Source organism: Streptomyces brevispora, from assembly GCF_007829885.1.
GTDB classification, from domain to species: Bacteria; Actinomycetota; Actinomycetes; order Streptomycetales; family Streptomycetaceae; genus Streptomyces; species Streptomyces brevispora.
Genome location: NZ_VIWW01000001.1, coordinates 5329701 through 5348148 on the forward strand (window position 1 = coordinate 5329701; position 18448 = coordinate 5348148).

Here is an 18448-nt window from a genome sequence, read left to right on the forward strand (position 1 = left end):
GGTCAGATGCAGGACCCCTCGTTCTCCACGCTGTCAGGCCGAATGCAGGACGTGCCAGCGGCGTGCTCGCCACTGCGGTCGTAGACCTGGAAGACCGCCGTCTCGTCGATCTCCCACCAGGCCGCGAGTGCCTCAGCTATGTGGTGGCTCTGCTCCTCCAGGTCCAGCATCTTTTCCAATTCCACCGCGTCGCCACCGTCTATGGCCTCGTAGTCGACGGTGGGGTAGTCGGAGCTGGCCTCCAGGGCCGGGTAGGCCAACTTGCGCTCATAGCCCCGCCACCCCTTGAGGTGCTGGACAGCCTTCTTCTGCTGGGTGGTCCCGTGCTTGGAGACGAACTCTTTGAACTGTTCGAAGGTGCCGGGGGTGTCGGCGATCTCCGCGAGCGACAGGGTGACCTTCTTCGGCTCGGGGGTGACCGTCTCCTCCGGCTCCTGCGTGACGGGCTTCTCCGGCGAAGGGCTGACGGGCTTCGGCGAGCCGGCCGAGGCACTCGCGGTAGCGCTGGGCTTGGTCGTTGACTCGGCGTCCGAGGAGGGGTCGTTGTCGCCGCACCCCGACAGCGTCGCGATGAGTGCACTCACCACGACGACGCCACACGCCAAAGTCGACCCACCCTCCCTCCCACTGATGCCCACGTACACGACCTCCGTTGAGTGCTGGAGGGGTTACCGGCAGGCGTCACCGCACCCCATCACCTAGTGACGCGTGATCGTACATGTGGAAGAGCCGTAAAGGGATCGCACCCCAGGCGTGAAGGAAGGTTCGAAGGACCCTGACGGAATCAGCCCCATCAACTCCCCTGACCCGGCAGGATGATCGTCATGCAACCGGAAGTTCTCTCAGGCCTGATCGGCTTCGGCGGTGCCCTCGTGGGTGGTGCCGCGTCCTTTGGCGGTGTGTGGCTCACGCTGTCCCATCAGAGGAAGCAGGCCCGGGAGGCGCGTCTCCTAGAGATCGGCCAGGTAGCGGCGGACAAGGCTCTGAACGAGCTGATCACGTTGGGCGAGTGCCTGGGGTCCATCAGAGGCGACGCCGTCACGGCCGACACGAACGAGAGACTGCCGTACCTGGATACGGTGCTCGGGCACCTGAAAAACACCGAGCTGGCCGTCACCCGAATCCCGGATCGAGATCTTCGCGGGCCTGGCTGGGGCGTACGGCACCCCGGAGCGTGTGGCGGTCCTCGACCGGCTTGATGCGCTCGTGGAGGGTCGCCGCGTCGCCCACGAGACCGACCGGGGCCGGTCAGCCGGTACCCGTCCATGCTCATCACGCTTCCTGGCCAGCTCGTCAGCAGCGAACGCGACGCCCTCCACCCGTGGCTGAGCCGGCACCGCGAGAGCGCCGAGAAGGCCGCCGACTACGTCTCTCGGCTGGCGCGGCGGGCGGCGGTGTCGAAACCCGCGGCGCAGGGAGTGGCCAGTCCACTGCCCCTCGAAGTCGGCGAGCATGGCAGCGCGGGTGACGATGGCGGCCGCGACGGTAGGGGTGATGCGGCCGGACGGGGCCCCGACGCTCCGGGCGTGATGGGTCATTGGAGGGGTGATGTGGTCGTGGCCATCGATAGGGACGAACAGCGGCCCATTGGTGCGCCCCTTGGCGTTCAGCGCGGCGAGCAGCGGCCCACACAGGGCAGGTGGCGGGGATGGGGCCATAGGGCACGGCCACTTTGTCGTGCCGCTTGAGCGGGCGCCGGTAGAGGGTTACCAGGAGCCCTGCGTTGGTCTCCACGGCGTCGGCCTGGTCGAGCGAGACCAGCTCGGAGACGTGGGCGGTGCAGGCGTAGCCAAGCAGCAGCAGCGCGGCGTCCCGCTTCCCAATGAGCGTGTCCTGATCGAGGGTGGCGAGCATCTCGCGCAAGGCATCCGGGGTGGAGGGCCCGGCCCTACGGGGGCGGGCGGCTCGGGCCTCGGCCCGGCCATTGGCGGCGGCCAGGCGTTTACGGTAGCCGGACAGTACCTTGCGAGCGCCCTCGGTCTCAGGGGCGGGCGCAGCGTCCGCTCTGTGCGCAGCGCGGACGGCGGTCAGGACACGATTGATGGACCCGGGGGCGAGCGGGCGGCCGGTCTGCGGCGACGGGGTTACGGTCAAGTGCGCCACGTACTCAGTGACAGTCTCCGGGGTAGCAGGCAGCGGCCGCCGACCGACGCTCGCGCACCAGGCAGTGAAGGCGGCCATGTCGGCGGAATACATCAGTCGGGTGGAGTCGGTCAGCTGTAGGTTGGTCTCGGCGCTCCCCACGGCTATGTGCTGAGGGCCGGAGCCTGGGGCGCGGAGGCTTGTCACGCTGCTCATCGTAGGGCGGCCCGACACCCCGCTGGCCCTGACGTCACGGCGGGTGCTCCCACGAGGTGGGCGCAGGCTCAGCCCGTGACACGGCGCCCGTCTACGACATAGGACCCGCGCCCGCGTGGTGCGGGTCCTCTTCTGCGTGGCGAGGTGGTCAGCCGGAGGACTCGGATGCGCGGCCGGACCCCAGGCTGCGTCGCGAGGCCGGAGACGTCGGGCAGATGGCGGTTCACCTCGTCGACCAGACGCGGTCGGCGTGACACGACCGACATCGGACGGTGCGAGGCCACCTCGGCGACAACCCTCCGTGAGGGCCGACGGATACTCAGACTTTCCTGACGTACCGTCAACTATTCAAGATCATATTGCACGTGCGTTGCACAAGGTGCTGAAAAACAACAGTGATCAGTGGAGGGCGGTGAAGGTGCGTATCCGCAGGTCAGCTGGCACATTGAGGTGGCGTGCCCCTTGCCTCCAAGGGGCACGCCACCCCGCCGGTCAAATGTCCCGGAAGATCTCGATCTGCGCCCCCACGGAGTTCAGCCGCTCCGCGAGTTCCTCGTAACCGCGGTTGATCACATACACGTTGCGCAGTACTGAGGTGCCCTCGGCCGCCATCATCGCGAGCAGCACCACCACGGCCGGCCGCAGCGCGGGCGGGCACATCATCTCGGCCGCGCGCCACCGGGTCGGGCCCTCGACCAGAACCCGGTGCGGGTCCAGGAGTTGGAGCCGGCCGCCGAGCCGGTTGAGGTCGGTGAGGTAGATGGCGCGGTTGTCGTAGACCCAGTCGTGGATGAGGGTCTGGCCGTGGGCCGAGGCGGCGATGGCCGCGAAGAACGGGACGTTGTCGATGTTCAGGCCGGGGAACGGCATCGGGTGGATCTTGTCGATCGGCGCCTCCAGCTTGGAGGGCCTGACCTTCAGGTCGACCAGCCTGGTGCGTCCGTTGTCGGCCGCGTACTCCGGCGTACGGCCGCAGTCGACGCCCATCTCCTCCAGCACCGCGAGCTCGATCTCCAGGAACTCGATCGGCACCCGGCGGATCGTCAGCTCGGACTCCGTCACGACGGCGGCGGCGAGCAGGCTCATCGCCTCGACCGGGTCCTCGGAGGGGGAGTAGTCGACATCCACGTCGATGTTCGGCACGCCGTGCACGGTCAGCGTTGTCGTGCCCACGCCGTCCACCCGTATGCCCAGCGCTTCCAGGAAGAAGCAGAGGTCCTGGACCATGTAGTTGGAGGACGCGTTGCGGATGACGGTGATTCCGTCGTGCCGGGCGGCGGCCAGCAGCGCGTTCTCGGTCACGGTGTCGCCGCGCTCGGTCAGCACTATCGGGCGTTCGGGGGATATGGAGTGGTCGACCTGGGCGTGGTAGATCCCCTCGGTCGCGGCGATCTCCAGACCGAACCGGCGCAGCGCGATCATGTGCGGCTCGATGGTCCGGGTGCCGAGGTCGCAGCCGCCCGCGTACGGCAGCTTGAACTGGTCCATCCGGTGCAGCAGCGGTCCGAGGAACATGATGATCGACCGGGTCCGGCGGGCGGCGTCCGCGTCGATGGCGTCCATGTCGAGCCGGGCGGGCGGGACGATCTCCAGATCGGTGCCGTCGTTGATCCACCGGGTGCGCACCCCGATGGAGTTCAGCACCTCCAGGAGGCGGTATACCTCCTCGATGCGGGCCACCCGGCGCAGCACTGTGCGGCCCTTGTTGAGCAGCGAGGCGCAGAGCAGCGCCACGCAGGCGTTCTTGCTGGTCTTGACGTCGATGGCACCGGACAGCCGACGGCCGCCGACCACCCGTAGGTGCATGGGGCCGGCGTAGCCGAGCGACACGATCTCGCTGTCGAGGGCTTCGCCGATGCGGGCAATCATCTCAAGGCTGATGTTTTGATTGCCGCGCTCGATGCGGTTCACGGCGCTCTGGCTGGTGGCGAGCGCCTCGGCGAGCTGGCTCTGCGTCCAGCCCCTGTGCTGACGGGCGTCACGGATAAGCTTGCCGATGCGTACGAGGTAGTCGTCTGACATGCTGAAAGGCTATCTCAAATATGAGATGAGCCTGCTGTCGGGGTAGGGCATTCGGGTGACGGGCGGGCGCAGAGCCGTGGCGCAGGGGGCGCGGCTGCCCGTGGGCACGCTGCCCGCCTCCATGCTCCTCCCGCCGTACGTGCTCGGCATGTGGAGCGCGTCCATCGGTGCCGGGCGCCGGCGCCGGACCGCAGGGTGTCGGCGCCGGGCGGCGGGGAAAATGTGTCGCCCGAGCGTGCAGGTGATCGTATGGTCCCCGGCATGAAGCTGCTTTCCGTCAATATCGGTTGCCCCCGTCCCAACCCCTGGAAGGGGCTGAGCTCGACCGGTATCGACAAGCGGCCCGTCGACGGGCCGGTCGCCGTCACCGCCCCCGGCCCCAAGGGCACCGGTGCGGTCGGCCTCGCCGGTGACCGGGTCTACGACGTGAAGCACCACGGCGGTGCGGATCAGGCCGTCTACGCCTACGCCCGCGAGGATCTGGACGACTGGGGGGCCGAGTTGGGCCGGCCGCTCGCGAACGGGGCCTTCGGGGAGAACCTCACGACCCTGGGGCTGGACGTCAACGCCGCCCTGATCGGTGAGCGTTGGCGGATCGGGCCGGATGTCCTGCTGGAGGTGTCCTGCGCGCGGATCCCCTGCGGGACGTTCCAGGGCTGGCTGGGGCGTGACGGCTGGATCAAGCGGTTCACGCGGGCCGCGCTACCCGGGGCGTATCTGCGCGTGATCGAGCCCGGCGACATCCGGGCCGGCGACCCGGTCGAGATCATGCACCGGCCGGATCACGACGTGACCGTCGCGCTCGTCTTCCGGGCCATGACCGTGGAAGGTGACCTGCTGCCGCGACTGCTGGCCGCCGACGCGCTGCCGGAGGAGGGCAAGGAACTGGTCCGGCGCCGGACCTCCGCGTAGGCGTATCTTCAGTGCGCGGCCCTGCTCCTGGCCTGCGCGGGAGCGGGCACCGGGAGCCGGAAGCAGACGCGGAATCAGCCGCACGCACACGACCGTGCCGATCCGCGGCCTCGCTCCGACGCGGATCGTCGTCCGCCTCGCCCTCACGGCAGCGGGCCGGAGACGGCGGGGTTCATGTCATGTTCCCAGCCAGGCGAGTGCGGCTACGGCCAGGGCGCTGACGCCGGTGTCCAGGGTGGGCTGGATGACGGGAGCGAACGTGGGACTGTGGTTGACCGGGATGTTCTGGGCGAGCGTGCCGTTCCTGGAGGCTTCGGCGTACCGGTCGGGGTCGATGCCGCCGATGCCCCAGTAGGTGAACGGCACGCCGAACGCCTTGGGGATCTCGCTCATGTCCTCGCTGGCGGTCTGGAGGTCGATGGTGTGCGCGCTGTCGCCGAAGTGGGCGGCGAACGCCTCGGCGACGCGCCGGGTGGGGACCTCGTCGTTGACGGTGGGCGGAAAGGAGCTGATCCGCTTGATCTCGGGCGCCTTCGGCGAGCGGGACGCCTCACACTCGGCCGTGACGATCCGTTCGATCGCTTTCAGTACCTGGGTGCGCGTCTCGTCGTCGTAGGTGCGCACGTTGAGCTGGATGACGGCGCTGTCGGGGATGATGTTGGGGCCGGAACCGGCGTGGATGCTGCCCACGGTGATCACGGCGGGAGTCGTGGCGGCCACTTCGCGCGAGACGATGGTCTGCAGGCGTACGACGATCATCGCGGCCATCACCACCGGGTCCACCGCAGCCTGGGGCATGGAGCCGTGTGCCCCTCGTCCGTGGACGGTGATGGCCAGGCTGTCCGCGGCCGACAGGAACGACCCGGGGCGGGTGCCGACGTAGCCGGCCGGATAGGGCAGGACGTGCTGGGCGAGTACCACGTCGGGCCTGGGCGAGCGGGACGTCAGACCGTCGTCGATCATGGCGTCGGCGCCGTCGCCGTTCTCCTCCGAGGGCTGGAAGAGCGCCACGAAAGTACCCCGCCAGACGTCCTTCGCCTGAGCCATCAGCCGTGCACAGCCGATCAGGCAGGTCACGTGCACATCGTGTCCGCAGGCGTGCATGACCGGCTGCTCGGTGCCGTCCGGACCGGTCACGGTCGCGGTGGAGGCGTAGGGCAGGCCGGTCTGTTCCCGCACCGGCAAGGCGTCCATGTCGGCACGGGCCATGACGGTCGGACCGTCGCCGTTGGCCAGGACCCCGATCACGCCGGTGCCGCCGATGCCGGCGGTGACTTCGTAGCCGAAGGCCCGCAAGGCGTCCGACGCCTTGTGCGCGGTGCGCTGCTCGCGCAGGCCGAGTTCGGGGTGTCTGTGCAGGTCCTGGTAGAGATCCTCGAGGTCGGAACGGATGGCATCAAGACCGGCCAGTACGATCTGGGCACTTTCGGTCATGTTGGCTCCTTGGGAGGTCGGGACTGTCCTTCGTCCCCGTTTCTGGTGTTGGCGGGGTTGGTGCGGTGCCGCCGCAACGTCGAGGCCACTTTGGACTGGGGCTGCCAGTCCAGCCCGTTGGGCAGGTTCCAGTCGTAGTGCACGGCGGTGAGCCGGAAGGCCAGCGCCACGGCGATGCCGAGGCCGATACCGACCTGGGGGACGCCGAGGTAGGAGCAGGTCACCATGACTCCAGCGACCGCGATGGCGACGGTGGCATAGAGGCCGTTGCGGCCGAAGACGGCAGGCACCCGGCCGAGGATGACGTCGCGCAAGGCGCCGCCGCCGACAGCGGTCACTGTTCCCAAGAGGACGGCCGGGAGCCAGCCCAGTCCGACTGCCAGCGTCTTGTTGGCGCCGGCGACCGCCCAGAATCCGATGACCGCAGCGTCGAGTGCGGTGAACAGCCGGTTCCAGGACTCCTCACTGATCTTGATGAGGAAGACGACCACGGAACCGGCGACGGCGGTCACCAGGTAGGCGTAGTCCGTCAGCGCGACCGGCGTGCCGTGCTGCAGCAGCACGTCCCTGATCACACCGCCGCCCAGACCGGAGATGATGCCGACCGCCAGGAACCCGAACAGGTCCAGGCCCACACTCCGGGCCACGGCACCGCCCAGCAGCGCGCACGAGAAGACGCCGGCAAGATCCAGGTAGCGCGAGGCGACATCAATCCCATGCGGGAGGGAAGGGGTCGACATAACGGACGAAGCGGACATGGGGCGAGCCTACCCCCGACCATCTGAACGGATGCGCGGCGTACCCGAGAGCAGCAGGGGCCGCTCAAACGAGAGCTGACCTACGACGGACCGCGCGCCGCCGAGGCCAAGGGCAGCAGGGGCGGCCGCCGCCCGGCCGTCCCGGCCGCGAAGACCGACACCGTACGCACCGCCTGCCTCGCAGGCCGCTCCATCGCTGCCCTCGCCCGCGACCACGGTGTCAGTCGCGGCGCGATCCGGACTGCCGTCGCCGACCTCATGCCCGACCACACCGCCGTCGAGCAGGGGACGCCCCGGCCCCGGAGCTGCCGGTCACCCTCGCCATGCCCGGCAAGGTCGCCGACTTCCTCCGTACCGCCGAACTGGAGCCCGCCGAGCGGACCGCCCTCGACCGCGGGGCGACCGTACGGCGCGGCCAGGGCTGCACCCCGCGCGTCAGCGCCTTCCCCGCCGCGTACCGCCAACTCCTCGCCCGCTGCCGGCCGCTCGGCGGTGGCCAGGGCGTCCCCGCGGTTCCGGCCCAGCGCAAGGCCCGTCCACTCGCAACGACACCCCGATGTCCCAACCGTGACGCAGATCATCAATCGCGGAAGGGCCCGTAAATCCAGGTGTCCCCTCCCGACCGCCCCGGTAACGTGCGCCGGCATGACATCGGAACTGGAACGTCCCCCGCTCCAAGCGGACGAACGCACCGCGCTCATCGGCTGGCTGGACCTGCAGCGGCAGATCCTGCGCTGGAAATGCGAGGGGTTGAGCGACGAGGACGCACACCGCCCGGTCATCCCGACCTCACCGGTCATGACGATGGCCGGTCTCATCTCCCATATGCGCTGGACCGAGCACATGTGGCTGGAGGTGCTGTTCCTCGGCGGCGACGAGAAGCAGAACCCGTCGTTCGACGAGTCGAGCGAGGACGCCGACTGGCGCACCGACGGCCGCCCCCTCGCCGAGCTCCTCGCGGAGTACGAGGCCCAGTGCGCCCGCAGTAACGAGATCGTCGCTGCGGCCTCCCTGGACGATGTCGGCCGACACCCCGGCTTCCGTTCTGGCAGCGCCAACCTCCGCTGGATGCTGATCCACCTCGTTGAGGAGACGGGGCGGCACGCGGGGCACGCGGACATCGTCCGAGAGTTGCTCGACGGCACGAAGGGCTATTACTAGCGCGGCTCCGCGTATCGGGCCCCTGCCTCAGGAACCAGGCCAACACGCCTCACGACCAATCGCGGGAGAGCCTGTCAGGGCTTGCCGGGAATCAAGTTGTGGCTTCCAACTGTGGGTCTCGTGGTTCTGGTATGGGGAGACCGGAGGGGACCGAGGACGTCCTGGCGGCGAAGTTCCAGGTGTTGTTGCCACATCTCGATGAGCGTCAGCGTCGGCTGGCCATAGGGGCGGAAGCACTGTCGCCGGGGCATGGTGGGATTAGTTTCGTCGTTGCCGCGGCCGGGTTCGGGGTGGGCACGGTCTCGCGCGGAGTGGCCGAACTGGAGTCGGGCAAGTTCTGTTGGGGCGGCTCCGCCGTCCTGTTGGTGGCCGGAAGAGGGCAGCGGACCTTGATCCGGGGCTGCGGCCGGCTCTGCTTGCGTTGGTCGAGCCCGACGAGCGGGGCGATCCGACGATCAGGGACAGCGGGCGAGGGCATCGGCGACCCAGGCCGCCACATGGGCTGGGTGTGCCGGTGCGGTCAGGCCCTGGACGCGGGGTTGTACTGCACCGCCTGCCGGTGTGCCTACCGGCATGACCGCTCGTGCCCGGCTCATAGCCGCTCGTCTCGTCGAACATCAAGACCATGGAGTTCACCGCATCCGTGATCTCGTCACGCCACCGTGACAGCCATGCAGCCGAGTACGAAAGCTGATCCACGGCCCGGATCATGCCACCGTCGCCTTCAACACGGACCTCAGGGCCCCGCATGAGTGACCGACGCAGAGTGACGGAGCCCGGAAACCTATCCCCGAATACGCGACACCTCAACATGCGAGCCCACCAGTCCCGAGGCTGAGGAAGCCGGACGTGGGCGGCTCCGAGGCCCGCAGACGCAGTCGTCACGGAGCAGCAGCGCCGACGCCCGCTCGACACGACGCGTCATCAGGTACGCGTCCGTCGCCGCGCCGTACGCCAGCCGGAACTGGCGGCTGAGGTGCCCGGCGGACATGTTCAGGCTGCGGGCGAGCGCCTCGACGTTCAGTGGCTGCGCGTACTCCCGGTCGATCCGGTCGCGGACCCGGCGCAGCAGCGCCAGTTCGCGCAGGCGCTGCTCCTGGACGCGGGCCCGCGCAGGGTGGCACAAGAGTGAACTCCCCTTTATGTCGTCGACTGCCTGCGGCTGCCGCCGCATACCGATGGCTGTCCACGATTTGCCGACGGCGACCGATGGCTGCCGACCGCTGCTGAAGGCCGGACGGCTCAGCGGAGCTCCTGGATGCGGACCATGTTGCCCGCGGGATCGCGGAAGGCGCAGTCGCGGATTCCGTACGGCTGCTCGGTCGGCTCCTGGACGACCTCGGCGTCGCCCGCCTGCACCTTCTGGAAGGTTCCGTCGAGGTCCCGGGTGGCCAGCAGGATCCAGCCGTAGGTGCCCTTGGCCATCATCTCGGTGATGGTGCGGCGTTCGTCCTCGGTGACCCCGGGGTCGGCGGCCGGGGGCGCCAGGAGGATGGACGTGTCGGGCTGGCCCGCCGGGCCGACCGTGATCCAGCGCATCCTGCCCTGTCCGACGTCACTGCGGACCTCGAAGCCGAGGGCGTCGCGGTAGAAGGCGAGGGACGCGTCCGGGTCGTTGTGCGGGAGGGCGCTCGTGTGAATGGTGATGTCCATGGCGATCAGGTTAGGCGCGGTCCCGTGACCCGCCCTCCTCGAACCCCGACCGATCCGGCCGTCCGTCACGCCGTCCGTCACGCGGTCCGCCGCGCCCTCCTGGGCACACCACACCCCGGCCGAAGCCTCCCGGCCGGTTACGGCCGCCGGCCCCAGGCGGAGATCATCGGGGCCGTCGCCAGATCGAGGTCTCCGGTGGCGACGTTCGCCAGGTGGCGGTCGATGTCCTCGTCGGTCGCGATCCCCGCGGCCACGAGCCGGCCACGGATCTGCCGGACGGTCGCAGCCTCAAGAACGGTGCAGGCCGGCGAGGTGATCGGGAAGTAGGCGTCCGCCCGGACGTCGAGCAGGCCGGCCTCGCGCAGCCGCCGGGGCAGCGTCCGGCCGTACGAGAGATCGGCGCCGCGCGACGCCATGAGTTCCCGGAACCCGGACCGCAGACGGTTGGCGAGCCGCTGCTCGGGGCCCGACTCGTCCGGGCACAGCAGAGGCTGCAGCCCCGGATCGGCGTCCTCCAGGAGCAGCACACCACCGGGGCGCAGCGCCTGGACCATGCGGTGCAGGGCCTCGGCGCGGTCGACGACGTGCACCAGGACCAGCCGGGCGTGCACCAGGTCGAAACCACCCGGCGGCGGAGGATCGGCCGCGACGTCGTGGCGCAGGACTTCGACGACGTCGGAGGCGGCGTCCCGGGCCCAGGACACGTCGATATCGGTGCAGACGACCTGCCCGGTGGCGCCGACCCGTTCGGCGAGACCTGCGGGAACGGAGGGGCCGCCCGCTCCGACCTCCCAGCACCGCATGCCCTCGGTGATGCCGATCCGGTCGATGTGCCGGAACGTCACCGGATCGAACAGCTCGGCCAGCGCGCCGAACCGGATTCCCGCCTCCGACTGCTGGTTGTCCAGCAGATATCCGTGGTCCTTGCCTTGCTCGGTCATGCGCCGCCCACCGTCTCTCTCCGCCTGCGTCTCTCCGCCGCCGGACCTGATCCGTCTGCCGGGCCTGATCCGTTTGCCGGACCTGATCCGTCCGTCGGACCTGATCCGTCCGCCAGGCTCGAAGTCCACCATGCCCGGCGGCATCCGCCCCGACCCGGTCCGGATGCTGCGCCAACGTGCCCGCCTCCGGTGGGGGAGGCGGGCACATCCGCGGGGTGTGACCGGGGCGGCTGCGGCGGCTGCCGGTTCGGGCGCGGGGCCGCCCTCGCTGAGGCCGAACCGCGCGTGGAACGTGCGCAGGAAGCCGGGCGCGTACCAGGCCGACCGGCCGAGCAGACGCATCGCGGCGGGCAGCAGGATGCCGCGTACCGCGACGTCGTCGATGAGGATGGCGAGGCCGCTGCCCAGGCCGAACAGCTGCATGAAGCTGAGCTCGGCCGTCCCGAAGGCGAAGAAGCTCACCGCCAGGAGGAAGGCCGCCGCGCTGACGATGCGTCCCGTGTGCCCGAGGCCCTTGGTCACGGCGGACTCGTTGTCCTCGCCCAGGTCGTGGAGTTCACCGGGTTCACTGGGGCGGAGGGCGAAACGACTGGGTTCGGTGAGCAAACGCCTCGATTGGGCGCGTGCGGTCAGGTGTCCTTTGCCGGCGAAGTCAGTCGTTGAGGTGCCGCGTGACCTTGGCGGATTAAGTTGAGTGTCAAAGACCCCGGCGCAACCTCCGCCGATAAGTGCTGCTGGGCCGGAGGACTACCTATGATTTGGGCATGTCATCTCTCAGGGTCGGTCCGGACCCGCGTTCCGGCGATGTGCTGCCTGATCGCCGGATGCCTTCTGGGGTGGATCGGGTGATCACGGGGTTGTCGTGGTGGTGGGTGGCTGCTTCCCTGATCTGGCTGACTCCTGTCATCGCTCTTGCGATGGGGTTTCCGGCGGTGCGGGAGGAGTTCGGCAGGATATTCGGGTTGGCTGCTCTGGGTAGTGCGGTGGTCGCGCCGGCGGTGGGGTTCGTGGTGGCGCTCATCGGGCGTCGACGGCAGGCTCGCCGGCGCTTCGCCATGATGGGAGCGATGTCCAGCGTGCCGATCCTCTTCTTCTGGGTCTTCGGCGTACTGCTCGCTGCGTGTCCTGACGGCTATCACTGCTAGTCGCCCGGCGCTTGTCGTCCTGCGCGCGGCGTCGGTGGGTCTTCTCACGGCAGCGCTTGGAACGAGGTCGGGACCCAGTGCCCCCAGTGCGTCACCTCGTACGACTGGGTTCGCTGGCAAGGAAGCCGAAACGACTGGGTTGGCTGTCGAACGCCTCGATTGGATGGCGGCGGTCAGGGAGCCCTGGCATGACCCTTCCCCGGCGATGTACTAGAGTTATCTCGACATCGAGATATATGCCGAAGGCGCACAGCGGGCCGCCACGAGGTAAGGGCTACCTAACTAAGCCTTACCTTAGCGGATGGTCGGGTGGCTGAAGGCGGCACCACGCGGCGCCCGCCGTGGTGAGGCGCGGCGCGGAGTTACGCGCACATTGATGAAGGAGACTGTCGTGTCGGCGAACAGCTTCGACGCCCGCAGCACGCTGCGCGTGGGCGACGAGTCGTACGAGATCTTCAAGCTGGACAAGGTCGAGGGCTCCGCGCGCCTCCCTTACAGCCTGAAGGTGCTGCTGGAGAACCTGCTCCGCACGGAGGACGGCGCGAACATCACCGCCGACCACATCCGGGCGCTCGGCGGCTGGGACTCCCAGGCTCAGCCCAGCCAGGAGATCCAGTTCACGCCGGCCCGCGTGATCATGCAGGACTTCACCGGCGTGCCCTGTGTCGTGGACCTCGCCACCATGCGTGAGGCCGTCAAGGAGCTCGGCGGCGACCCGGCGAAGATCAACCCCCTCGCCCCGGCCGAGCTGGTCATCGACCACTCCGTCATCGCCGACAAGTTCGGCACCAACGACGCGTTCGCGCAGAACGTCGAGTTGGAGTACGGCCGCAACAAGGAGCGCTACCAGTTCCTGCGCTGGGGCCAGACCGCCTTCGACGAGTTCAAGGTCGTCCCCCCGGGCACCGGCATCGTCCACCAGGTCAACATCGAGCACCTGGCCCGTACGGTCATGGTCCGGGGTGGCCAGGCGTACCCCGACACCCTCGTCGGCACCGACTCGCACACCACCATGGTCAACGGCCTCGGCGTGCTGGGCTGGGGCGTCGGCGGCATCGAGGCCGAGGCCGCGATGCTCGGCCAGCCGGTCTCCATGCTCATCCCGCGCGTCGTCGGCTTCAAGCTGACCGGTGAGCTCCCGGCCGGCACCACCGCCACCGACCTCGTGCTGACCATCACCGAGATGCTCCGCAAGCACGGTGTCGTCGGCAAGTTCGTCGAGTTCTACGGTGAGGGCGTCGCCGCCACCTCGCTCGCGAACCGCGCCACCATCGGCAACATGTCGCCGGAATTCGGCTCCACCGCCGCGATCTTCCCGATCGACGACGAGACGCTGAAGTACCTGCGCCTGACCGGCCGCGACGCCCAGCAGGTCGCGCTCGTCGAGGCGTACGCCAAGGAGCAGGGCCTCTGGCTCGACCCGGCCGCCGAGCCGGACTTCTCCGAGAAGCTGGAGCTCGACCTCTCCACGGTCGTCCCCTCCATCGCCGGCCCGAAGCGCCCGCAGGACCGCATCGTCCTCGCGAACGCCAAGGCGCAGTTCGCCCAGGACGTGCGCAACTACGTCTCGGACGACGAAGAGGCGGGCAAGGAGTCCTTCCCGGCCTCCGACTCCCCGGCCGCCAGCAACGGCGTCCCGTCGAACCCGGTCACCGTGACCGCCCCCGACGGCACCTCGTACGAGCTCGACCACGGCGCCGTCACCGTCGCCGCGATCACCTCCTGCACCAACACCTCGAACCCGTACGTGATGGTCTCCGCGGCGCTCGTCGCGAAGAAGGCCGTCGAGAAGGGGCTGACCCGCAAGCCGTGGGTCAAGACCACCCTCGCCCCGGGTTCGAAGGTCGTCACCGACTACTTCGACAAGGCGGGCCTGACCCCGTACCTCGACAAGGTCGGTTTCAACCTCGTCGGCTACGGCTGCACCACCTGCATCGGCAACTCCGGCCCGCTGCCGGAAGAGGTCTCCAAGGCGGTCAACGAGCACGACCTGGCCGTGACCTCGGTGCTCTCCGGCAACCGTAACTTCGAGGGCCGGATCAACCCGGACGTCAAGATGAACTACCTGGCGTCCCCGCCGCTGGTCGTCGCGTACGCCATCGCCGGTTCGATGAAGGTCGACATCACCAAGGACGCCCTGGGCACCGACCAGGACGGCAAGCCGGTCTACCTCGCCGACATCTGGCCGACCGAGGCCGAGGTCAACGACGTCGTCGCCAACTCCATCGGCGAGGACATGTTCAACAAGTCCTACCGGGACGTCTTCGCGGGCGACGCCCAGTGGCAGGCGCTCTCGATCCCCACCGGCAACACGTTCGAGTGGGACTCCGAGTCCACCTACGTGCGCAAGCCCCCGTACTTCGAGGGCATGACGATGGAGACGACCCCGGTCGAGGACATCACCGGTGCCCGCGTCCTCGCGAAGCTCGGCGACTCGGTCACCACCGACCACATCTCCCCGGCCGGTGCGATCAAGGCCGACACCCCGGCCGGCAAGTACCTCACGGAGCACGGCATCGACCGCCGTGACTTCAACTCCTACGGCTCGCGCCGTGGCAACCACGAGGTCATGATCCGCGGCACGTTCGCCAACATCCGCCTGCGCAACCAGATCGCGCCGGGCACCGAGGGCGGCTTCACCCGCGACTTCACCCAGGCCGACGCGCCGGTGTCGTTCATCTACGACGCCTCGCAGAACTACCAGGCCGCCGGCACCCCGCTCGTCATCCTGGCGGGCAAGGAGTACGGCTCCGGCTCGTCCCGTGACTGGGCGGCCAAGGGCACCGCCCTCCTGGGCGTCAAGGCCGTCATCGCCGAGTCCTACGAGCGCATCCACCGCTCGAACCTCATCGGCATGGGCGTCCTCCCGCTCCAGTTCCCGGCGGGTGCGACCGCCCAGTCCCTCGGCCTCACCGGCGAGGAGACCTTCTCCTTCACCGGCGTGACCGAGCTGAACAACGGCACCACCCCGCGCACCGTCAAGGTCACCACCGACACCGGTGTGGAGTTCGACGGCGTCGTCCGCATCGACACCCCCGGTGAGGCGGACTACTACCGCAACGGCGGCATCCTGCAGTACGTGCTCCGCAGCCTGATCCGCAAGTAGGGATCAGCGGCAGTACGGCGAGAGGGCCGCATCCCCGGTGACGGGGGTGCGGCCCTCTCTCATGCTCCGGAAGGGATCAGCGCTCGGCTCAGAAGAGGAACTTGTAGCTGTTCCAGCCGCTCGTGCCGATCTTCACCTTGGCCGCGAACGGGGCGGCGGCGACGCCGGTGCCCCTGTACAGCCACAGAGCGCCGGCGCTGTCGCGGGCGAGGAGGTCGGTACGGCCGTCCTCGGTGATGTCACCCGTGGAGACCAGTCGGTTGAACTGGTTCCAGCCGCTGCCGATCTTGGTGCGCTTGGCGAACGGCGCCTTCTGGTTGCCGGTGCCCTTGTACAGCCACAGGACGCCGGACTTGTCGCGGGCGACGATGTCGTTCTTGCCGTCGCCGTCCAGGTCGCCGTTGCCGGCGATCTCGCTGTAGATGTCCCAGCCGTAGCCCACCTTGATACGGCCCGTCACCTTGCCTGTGCCGTAGCCGAGGTAGACGTAGAGGTCGCCCTTGGCGTCGCGGGCGAGGATGTCCCCTGCGGCGGCGCCGCCGATGTTGCCCGGGGAGACCAGCTTGTTGTAGATGTTCCAGCCGTAACCGGCCTTGACCGGCGTCTCGCTGTCGAACTTCAGGAAGCCGAGGTTCCCGTTGGACTCGCGGAACCAGATGCCGTCGCTGTCGCCGTCGGGCTTCTGCGTGTTGGCGACCTGGAGCATGGCGTTGACGCCCGTCCAGCCCGAACCGTTGAGGCTGCGGGCGGTGAGCCCGCCCTTGTGGTTCGACCTGTACGCGTACGCGGTCCCCGAGGAGTTGACTCCGAACAGGGCGAAGTTGGACGCGGCGACAGCGGTCGCCGTCGCCGCCGCCGCGGACGGCTGCTTTGCCGCGCTGAGCGACGGCTGCGGGGTGTCTGCGGCCACGGCGGAGGTGCCGGTGGCGACGAGGGCGGCGGTGAGCGCCGCGGCTGCCGCGCGAACGGCTGTGCGTTTGTGGTTGCGCCCAGAGGTTTTGGCCACGAAGTACTCCATGGATCGTGATCGGGCGTGGCCCGCCGCGAGTTGACGGCGGGCCACCGATTCAGCCGAATCGTGTCACGACTTCGGGTGCGAAACCTGCCTTTTTGATCAGAAGAACAGGCGGTAGGTGTTCCAGCCCGACGTTCCGATGATCGCCTTGGGCTTGTACGGGGCGGCGGCTTTGCCGGTGCCCGCGTACAGGTAGAGCTCACCCTTGGCGTTCCGGGCGACCAGGTCAGTGATGCCGTCCAGGTTGATGTCACCGGGGGCGAAAATGGTGTTGTACTGGTTCCAGCCGCTGCCGATCTTGGTGCGCTTGGCGTACGGCGCCTTCTGGTTGCCGGTGCCCTTGTACAGCCACAGGACGCCGGACTTGTCGCGGGCGACGAGGTCGTTCTTGCCGTCGCCGTTCAGGTCGCCGTTGCCGGCGATCTCGCTGTAGATGTCCCAGCCGTAGCCGACCTTGATGCGCTTGGTGACCGTGCCGTCGCCGTACCCCAGGTAGAGGTAGAGGTCGCCCTTGGTGTCGCGGGCGAGGATGTCCCCTGCGGCGGCGCCGCCGAGGGTGCCGGGGGAGACCAGCTTGTTGTAGATGTTCCAGCCGTAGCCGATCTTCTTCGCCGCGGAGTTGTCGTTGGCGTAGTAGTGGATGTCGCCGTTGGTGCTGAGCTGCCAGCGGCCGTCCGCGACGCTGTCGGCGTTGTTGTCGACCCGGCCGAGGAACTTGACGTTCTTCCAGCCGGTGTCGAGCTGGACACGCTGCTCGAGGCCGCCGTTGCCGGACGGGGTGTAGTAGTAAGAGGTGCCCGCGCTGTCCAGACCGGCGATGCCGAACATGGGCGCGTCACCCGGTTCCGCGGCGAACGCCGCGCTACCGGTACCGACGAGGGCCGCGGATATCGCGGCGGCGGCGAGACGGGTGGCAGCCCGTCCGGGCCGACGGCCAGAAGTCTTGGCCACGTGTGTTCTCCATGGGTGGTGGGACGAGGCGTGACGCGCCGCGGGATACGGGGACACACCACGGAATTGAGGGTGATCCTTTCACGAGTCCCTCACGTGTCCAAGGGTTTGGCGAAGGGAGGCCACCGCGACATCTTCGCCCGGATATGGGGGTGTTACGGGATCCGCTCAGGTCGGGCGGGGTGCGCGGACGAACCGCCTGGCCGACCGGCCGGGACCGACCGGCCCCGGGCGCAGCCGTATCCGGGTGTCTCCGGGCGCGCCGCCGCCCTCGTCACGGCCGGAATGCGATCGTGGAGCAGCGGATTAGCACCCTTGACAGCGCGTGAAGCGGCCCGGTTCCGCCCGGCGGCTTCCGTGAGCGGGAACGGCACAGAGAGCGAAGGATTCCATGGGCGAGTTGATCCTGATCCGGCACGGCGAGACCGAGTGGTCCCGCAACGGACAGCACACGAGCCACACCGACCTGCCCCTGACGCCCCTCGGCGAACGTCAGGCCCGTGCCCTCGCGCCCCTGCTCGCCGACCGCGACATCGCCCTCACCCTGGTCAGCCCTTCGGTACGGGCCCGACGCACGGCCGAACTCGCCGGGCTCGCCGCGCCCAGGATCACCCCCGAACTGCGCGAATGGGACTACGGCGGCTACGAGGGCATCACCACCCACGACATCCACCTCACCCGCCCCGGCTGGAACCTCTGGACCGACGGCGTCACCGCCGGCCCCGAGGCGCACCCAGGCGAGACCCCCGCGGAGGTCGGAGAGCGGGCCGACCGGGTACTGGCCGAGGTCCGGGAAGCGGCCGAACGGGCCGGGAACGAGGACATCGTGCTCGTCGCCCACTCCCACTTCCTGCGTGTACTGACCGCCCGCTACCTCGGCCTGACCCCCGCCGAGGGCACGCTCTTCCAGCTCGCCACGGGGGCGGTGTCCCGGCTCGGCAGGGAGCACGGCCAGCCGGTCATCACGGCGTGGAACGTGACCCTGCCGGAGAGCCTGTTGGCCACGGCCGTCCCGGAGACCACGGAACGGGCCTGAGGAGGAACGGAGTTGC

15 protein-coding genes and 3 pseudogenes are annotated in these 18448 nt (G+C 69.0%); 8 read left to right on the forward strand and 10 right to left on the reverse strand.

Going from position 1 to position 18448, the window contains the following annotated elements; translation table 11 throughout:
- Positions 1–2 precede the first annotated feature (2 nt).
- Positions 3–584 (reverse strand): hypothetical protein, encoded by a 582-nt coding sequence (locus tag FHX80_RS24735; RefSeq protein WP_145766209.1) that lies wholly within the window; start codon positions 582–584, stop codon positions 3–5.
- 240 nt (positions 585–824) lie between these two features.
- On the opposite strand from FHX80_RS24735, the gene FHX80_RS24740 reads away from it, so the two are divergent.
- Positions 825–1199 carry a hypothetical protein gene (locus FHX80_RS24740; protein WP_244318420.1) on the forward strand — a complete coding sequence of 125 codons (375 nt, stop codon included), beginning with the start codon at positions 825–827 and terminating at the stop codon, positions 1197–1199.
- A gap of 1591 nt (positions 1200–2790) precedes the next feature.
- Here the strand turns inward: FHX80_RS24740 and FHX80_RS24745 are convergent.
- Positions 2791–4320 carry a helix-turn-helix domain-containing protein gene (locus tag FHX80_RS24745; RefSeq protein WP_145766210.1) on the reverse strand — a complete coding sequence of 510 codons (1530 nt, stop codon included), beginning with the start codon at positions 4318–4320 and terminating at the stop codon, positions 2791–2793.
- A gap of 261 nt (positions 4321–4581) precedes the next feature.
- Between FHX80_RS24745 and FHX80_RS24750 the strand changes: the two genes are divergently transcribed.
- Positions 4582–5232 (forward strand): MOSC domain-containing protein, encoded by a 651-nt coding sequence (locus FHX80_RS24750; RefSeq protein WP_145766211.1) that lies wholly within the window; start codon positions 4582–4584, stop codon positions 5230–5232.
- A gap of 177 nt (positions 5233–5409) precedes the next feature.
- Here FHX80_RS24750 and FHX80_RS24755 read toward each other — a convergent pair whose 3' ends face one another.
- Both FHX80_RS24755 and FHX80_RS24760 read right to left on the reverse strand, forming a co-directional pair.
- Complete coding sequence (locus tag FHX80_RS24755; RefSeq protein ID WP_145766212.1) at positions 5410–6666, reverse strand: M20 family metallopeptidase; 1257 nt, start codon at positions 6664–6666, stop codon at positions 5410–5412.
- Positions 6663–7424 (reverse strand): trimeric intracellular cation channel family protein, encoded by a 762-nt coding sequence (locus tag FHX80_RS24760; RefSeq protein ID WP_244318421.1) that lies wholly within the window; start codon positions 7422–7424, stop codon positions 6663–6665. Before FHX80_RS24760 ends, FHX80_RS24755 begins: the two co-directional genes overlap by 4 nt.
- Positions 7425–7747: 323 nt before the next feature.
- Here FHX80_RS24760 and FHX80_RS35925 point away from each other — a divergent pair, with 323 nt between their 5' ends.
- The 3 genes and pseudogenes from FHX80_RS35925 to FHX80_RS24775 form a co-directional block, all read left to right on the forward strand.
- Positions 7748–8026, forward strand: coding sequence for a hypothetical protein (locus FHX80_RS35925; RefSeq protein ID WP_244318422.1), 279 nt, complete (start codon positions 7748–7750; stop codon positions 8024–8026).
- A 43-nt stretch (positions 8027–8069) separates the two neighbouring features.
- A complete protein-coding gene (locus FHX80_RS24770; RefSeq protein ID WP_145766213.1) occupies positions 8070–8585 on the forward strand; it encodes a DinB family protein in 516 nt (171 codons plus the stop codon).
- 131 nt (positions 8586–8716) lie between these two features.
- Positions 8717–9036, forward strand: a pseudogene (locus FHX80_RS24775) (ISAzo13 family transposase); the annotation flags it as partial.
- A 426-nt stretch (positions 9037–9462) separates the two neighbouring features.
- Here the strand turns inward: FHX80_RS24775 and FHX80_RS24780 are convergent.
- The 4 genes and pseudogenes from FHX80_RS24780 to FHX80_RS24795 form a co-directional block, all read right to left on the reverse strand.
- Positions 9463–9759 (reverse strand): annotated as a pseudogene (locus tag FHX80_RS24780) (helix-turn-helix transcriptional regulator); the annotation flags it as partial.
- 68 nt (positions 9760–9827) lie between these two features.
- Complete coding sequence (locus tag FHX80_RS24785) at positions 9828–10238, reverse strand: VOC family protein (protein WP_145766214.1); 411 nt, start codon at positions 10236–10238, stop codon at positions 9828–9830.
- Between the two features lie 137 nt (positions 10239–10375).
- A complete protein-coding gene (locus tag FHX80_RS24790; protein WP_145767478.1) occupies positions 10376–11179 on the reverse strand; it encodes a class I SAM-dependent methyltransferase in 804 nt (267 codons plus the stop codon).
- Positions 11180–11404: 225 nt separating this feature from the next.
- A pseudogene (locus tag FHX80_RS24795) lies at positions 11405–11737 on the reverse strand (MMPL family transporter); the annotation flags it as partial.
- Positions 11738–11943: 206 nt separating this feature from the next.
- On the opposite strand from FHX80_RS24795, the gene FHX80_RS24800 reads away from it, so the two are divergent.
- Positions 11944–12324, forward strand: coding sequence for a hypothetical protein (locus FHX80_RS24800; protein WP_244318423.1), 381 nt, complete (start codon positions 11944–11946; stop codon positions 12322–12324).
- 391 nt (positions 12325–12715) lie between these two features.
- Positions 12716–15430, forward strand: coding sequence for an aconitate hydratase AcnA (acnA, locus tag FHX80_RS24805; RefSeq protein WP_145766215.1), 2715 nt, complete (start codon positions 12716–12718; stop codon positions 15428–15430).
- Between the two features lie 88 nt (positions 15431–15518).
- Here the strand turns inward: acnA and FHX80_RS24810 are convergent, their stop codons facing one another.
- Together FHX80_RS24810 and FHX80_RS24815 are read right to left on the reverse strand one after the other, a co-directional pair.
- Positions 15519–16436, reverse strand: a complete 918-nt coding sequence (locus tag FHX80_RS24810; RefSeq protein WP_244318424.1) for an FG-GAP repeat domain-containing protein — start codon at positions 16434–16436, stop codon at positions 15519–15521.
- Positions 16437–16544: 108 nt separating this feature from the next.
- Positions 16545–17396 carry an FG-GAP repeat domain-containing protein gene (locus FHX80_RS24815; RefSeq protein WP_145766217.1) on the reverse strand — a complete coding sequence of 284 codons (852 nt, stop codon included), beginning with the start codon at positions 17394–17396 and terminating at the stop codon, positions 16545–16547.
- 391 nt (positions 17397–17787) lie between these two features.
- On the opposite strand from FHX80_RS24815, the gene FHX80_RS24820 reads away from it, so the two are divergent.
- Positions 17788–18432, forward strand: a complete 645-nt coding sequence (locus FHX80_RS24820; RefSeq protein WP_145766218.1) for a histidine phosphatase family protein — start codon at positions 17788–17790, stop codon at positions 18430–18432.
- Positions 18433–18448 lie beyond the last annotated feature (16 nt).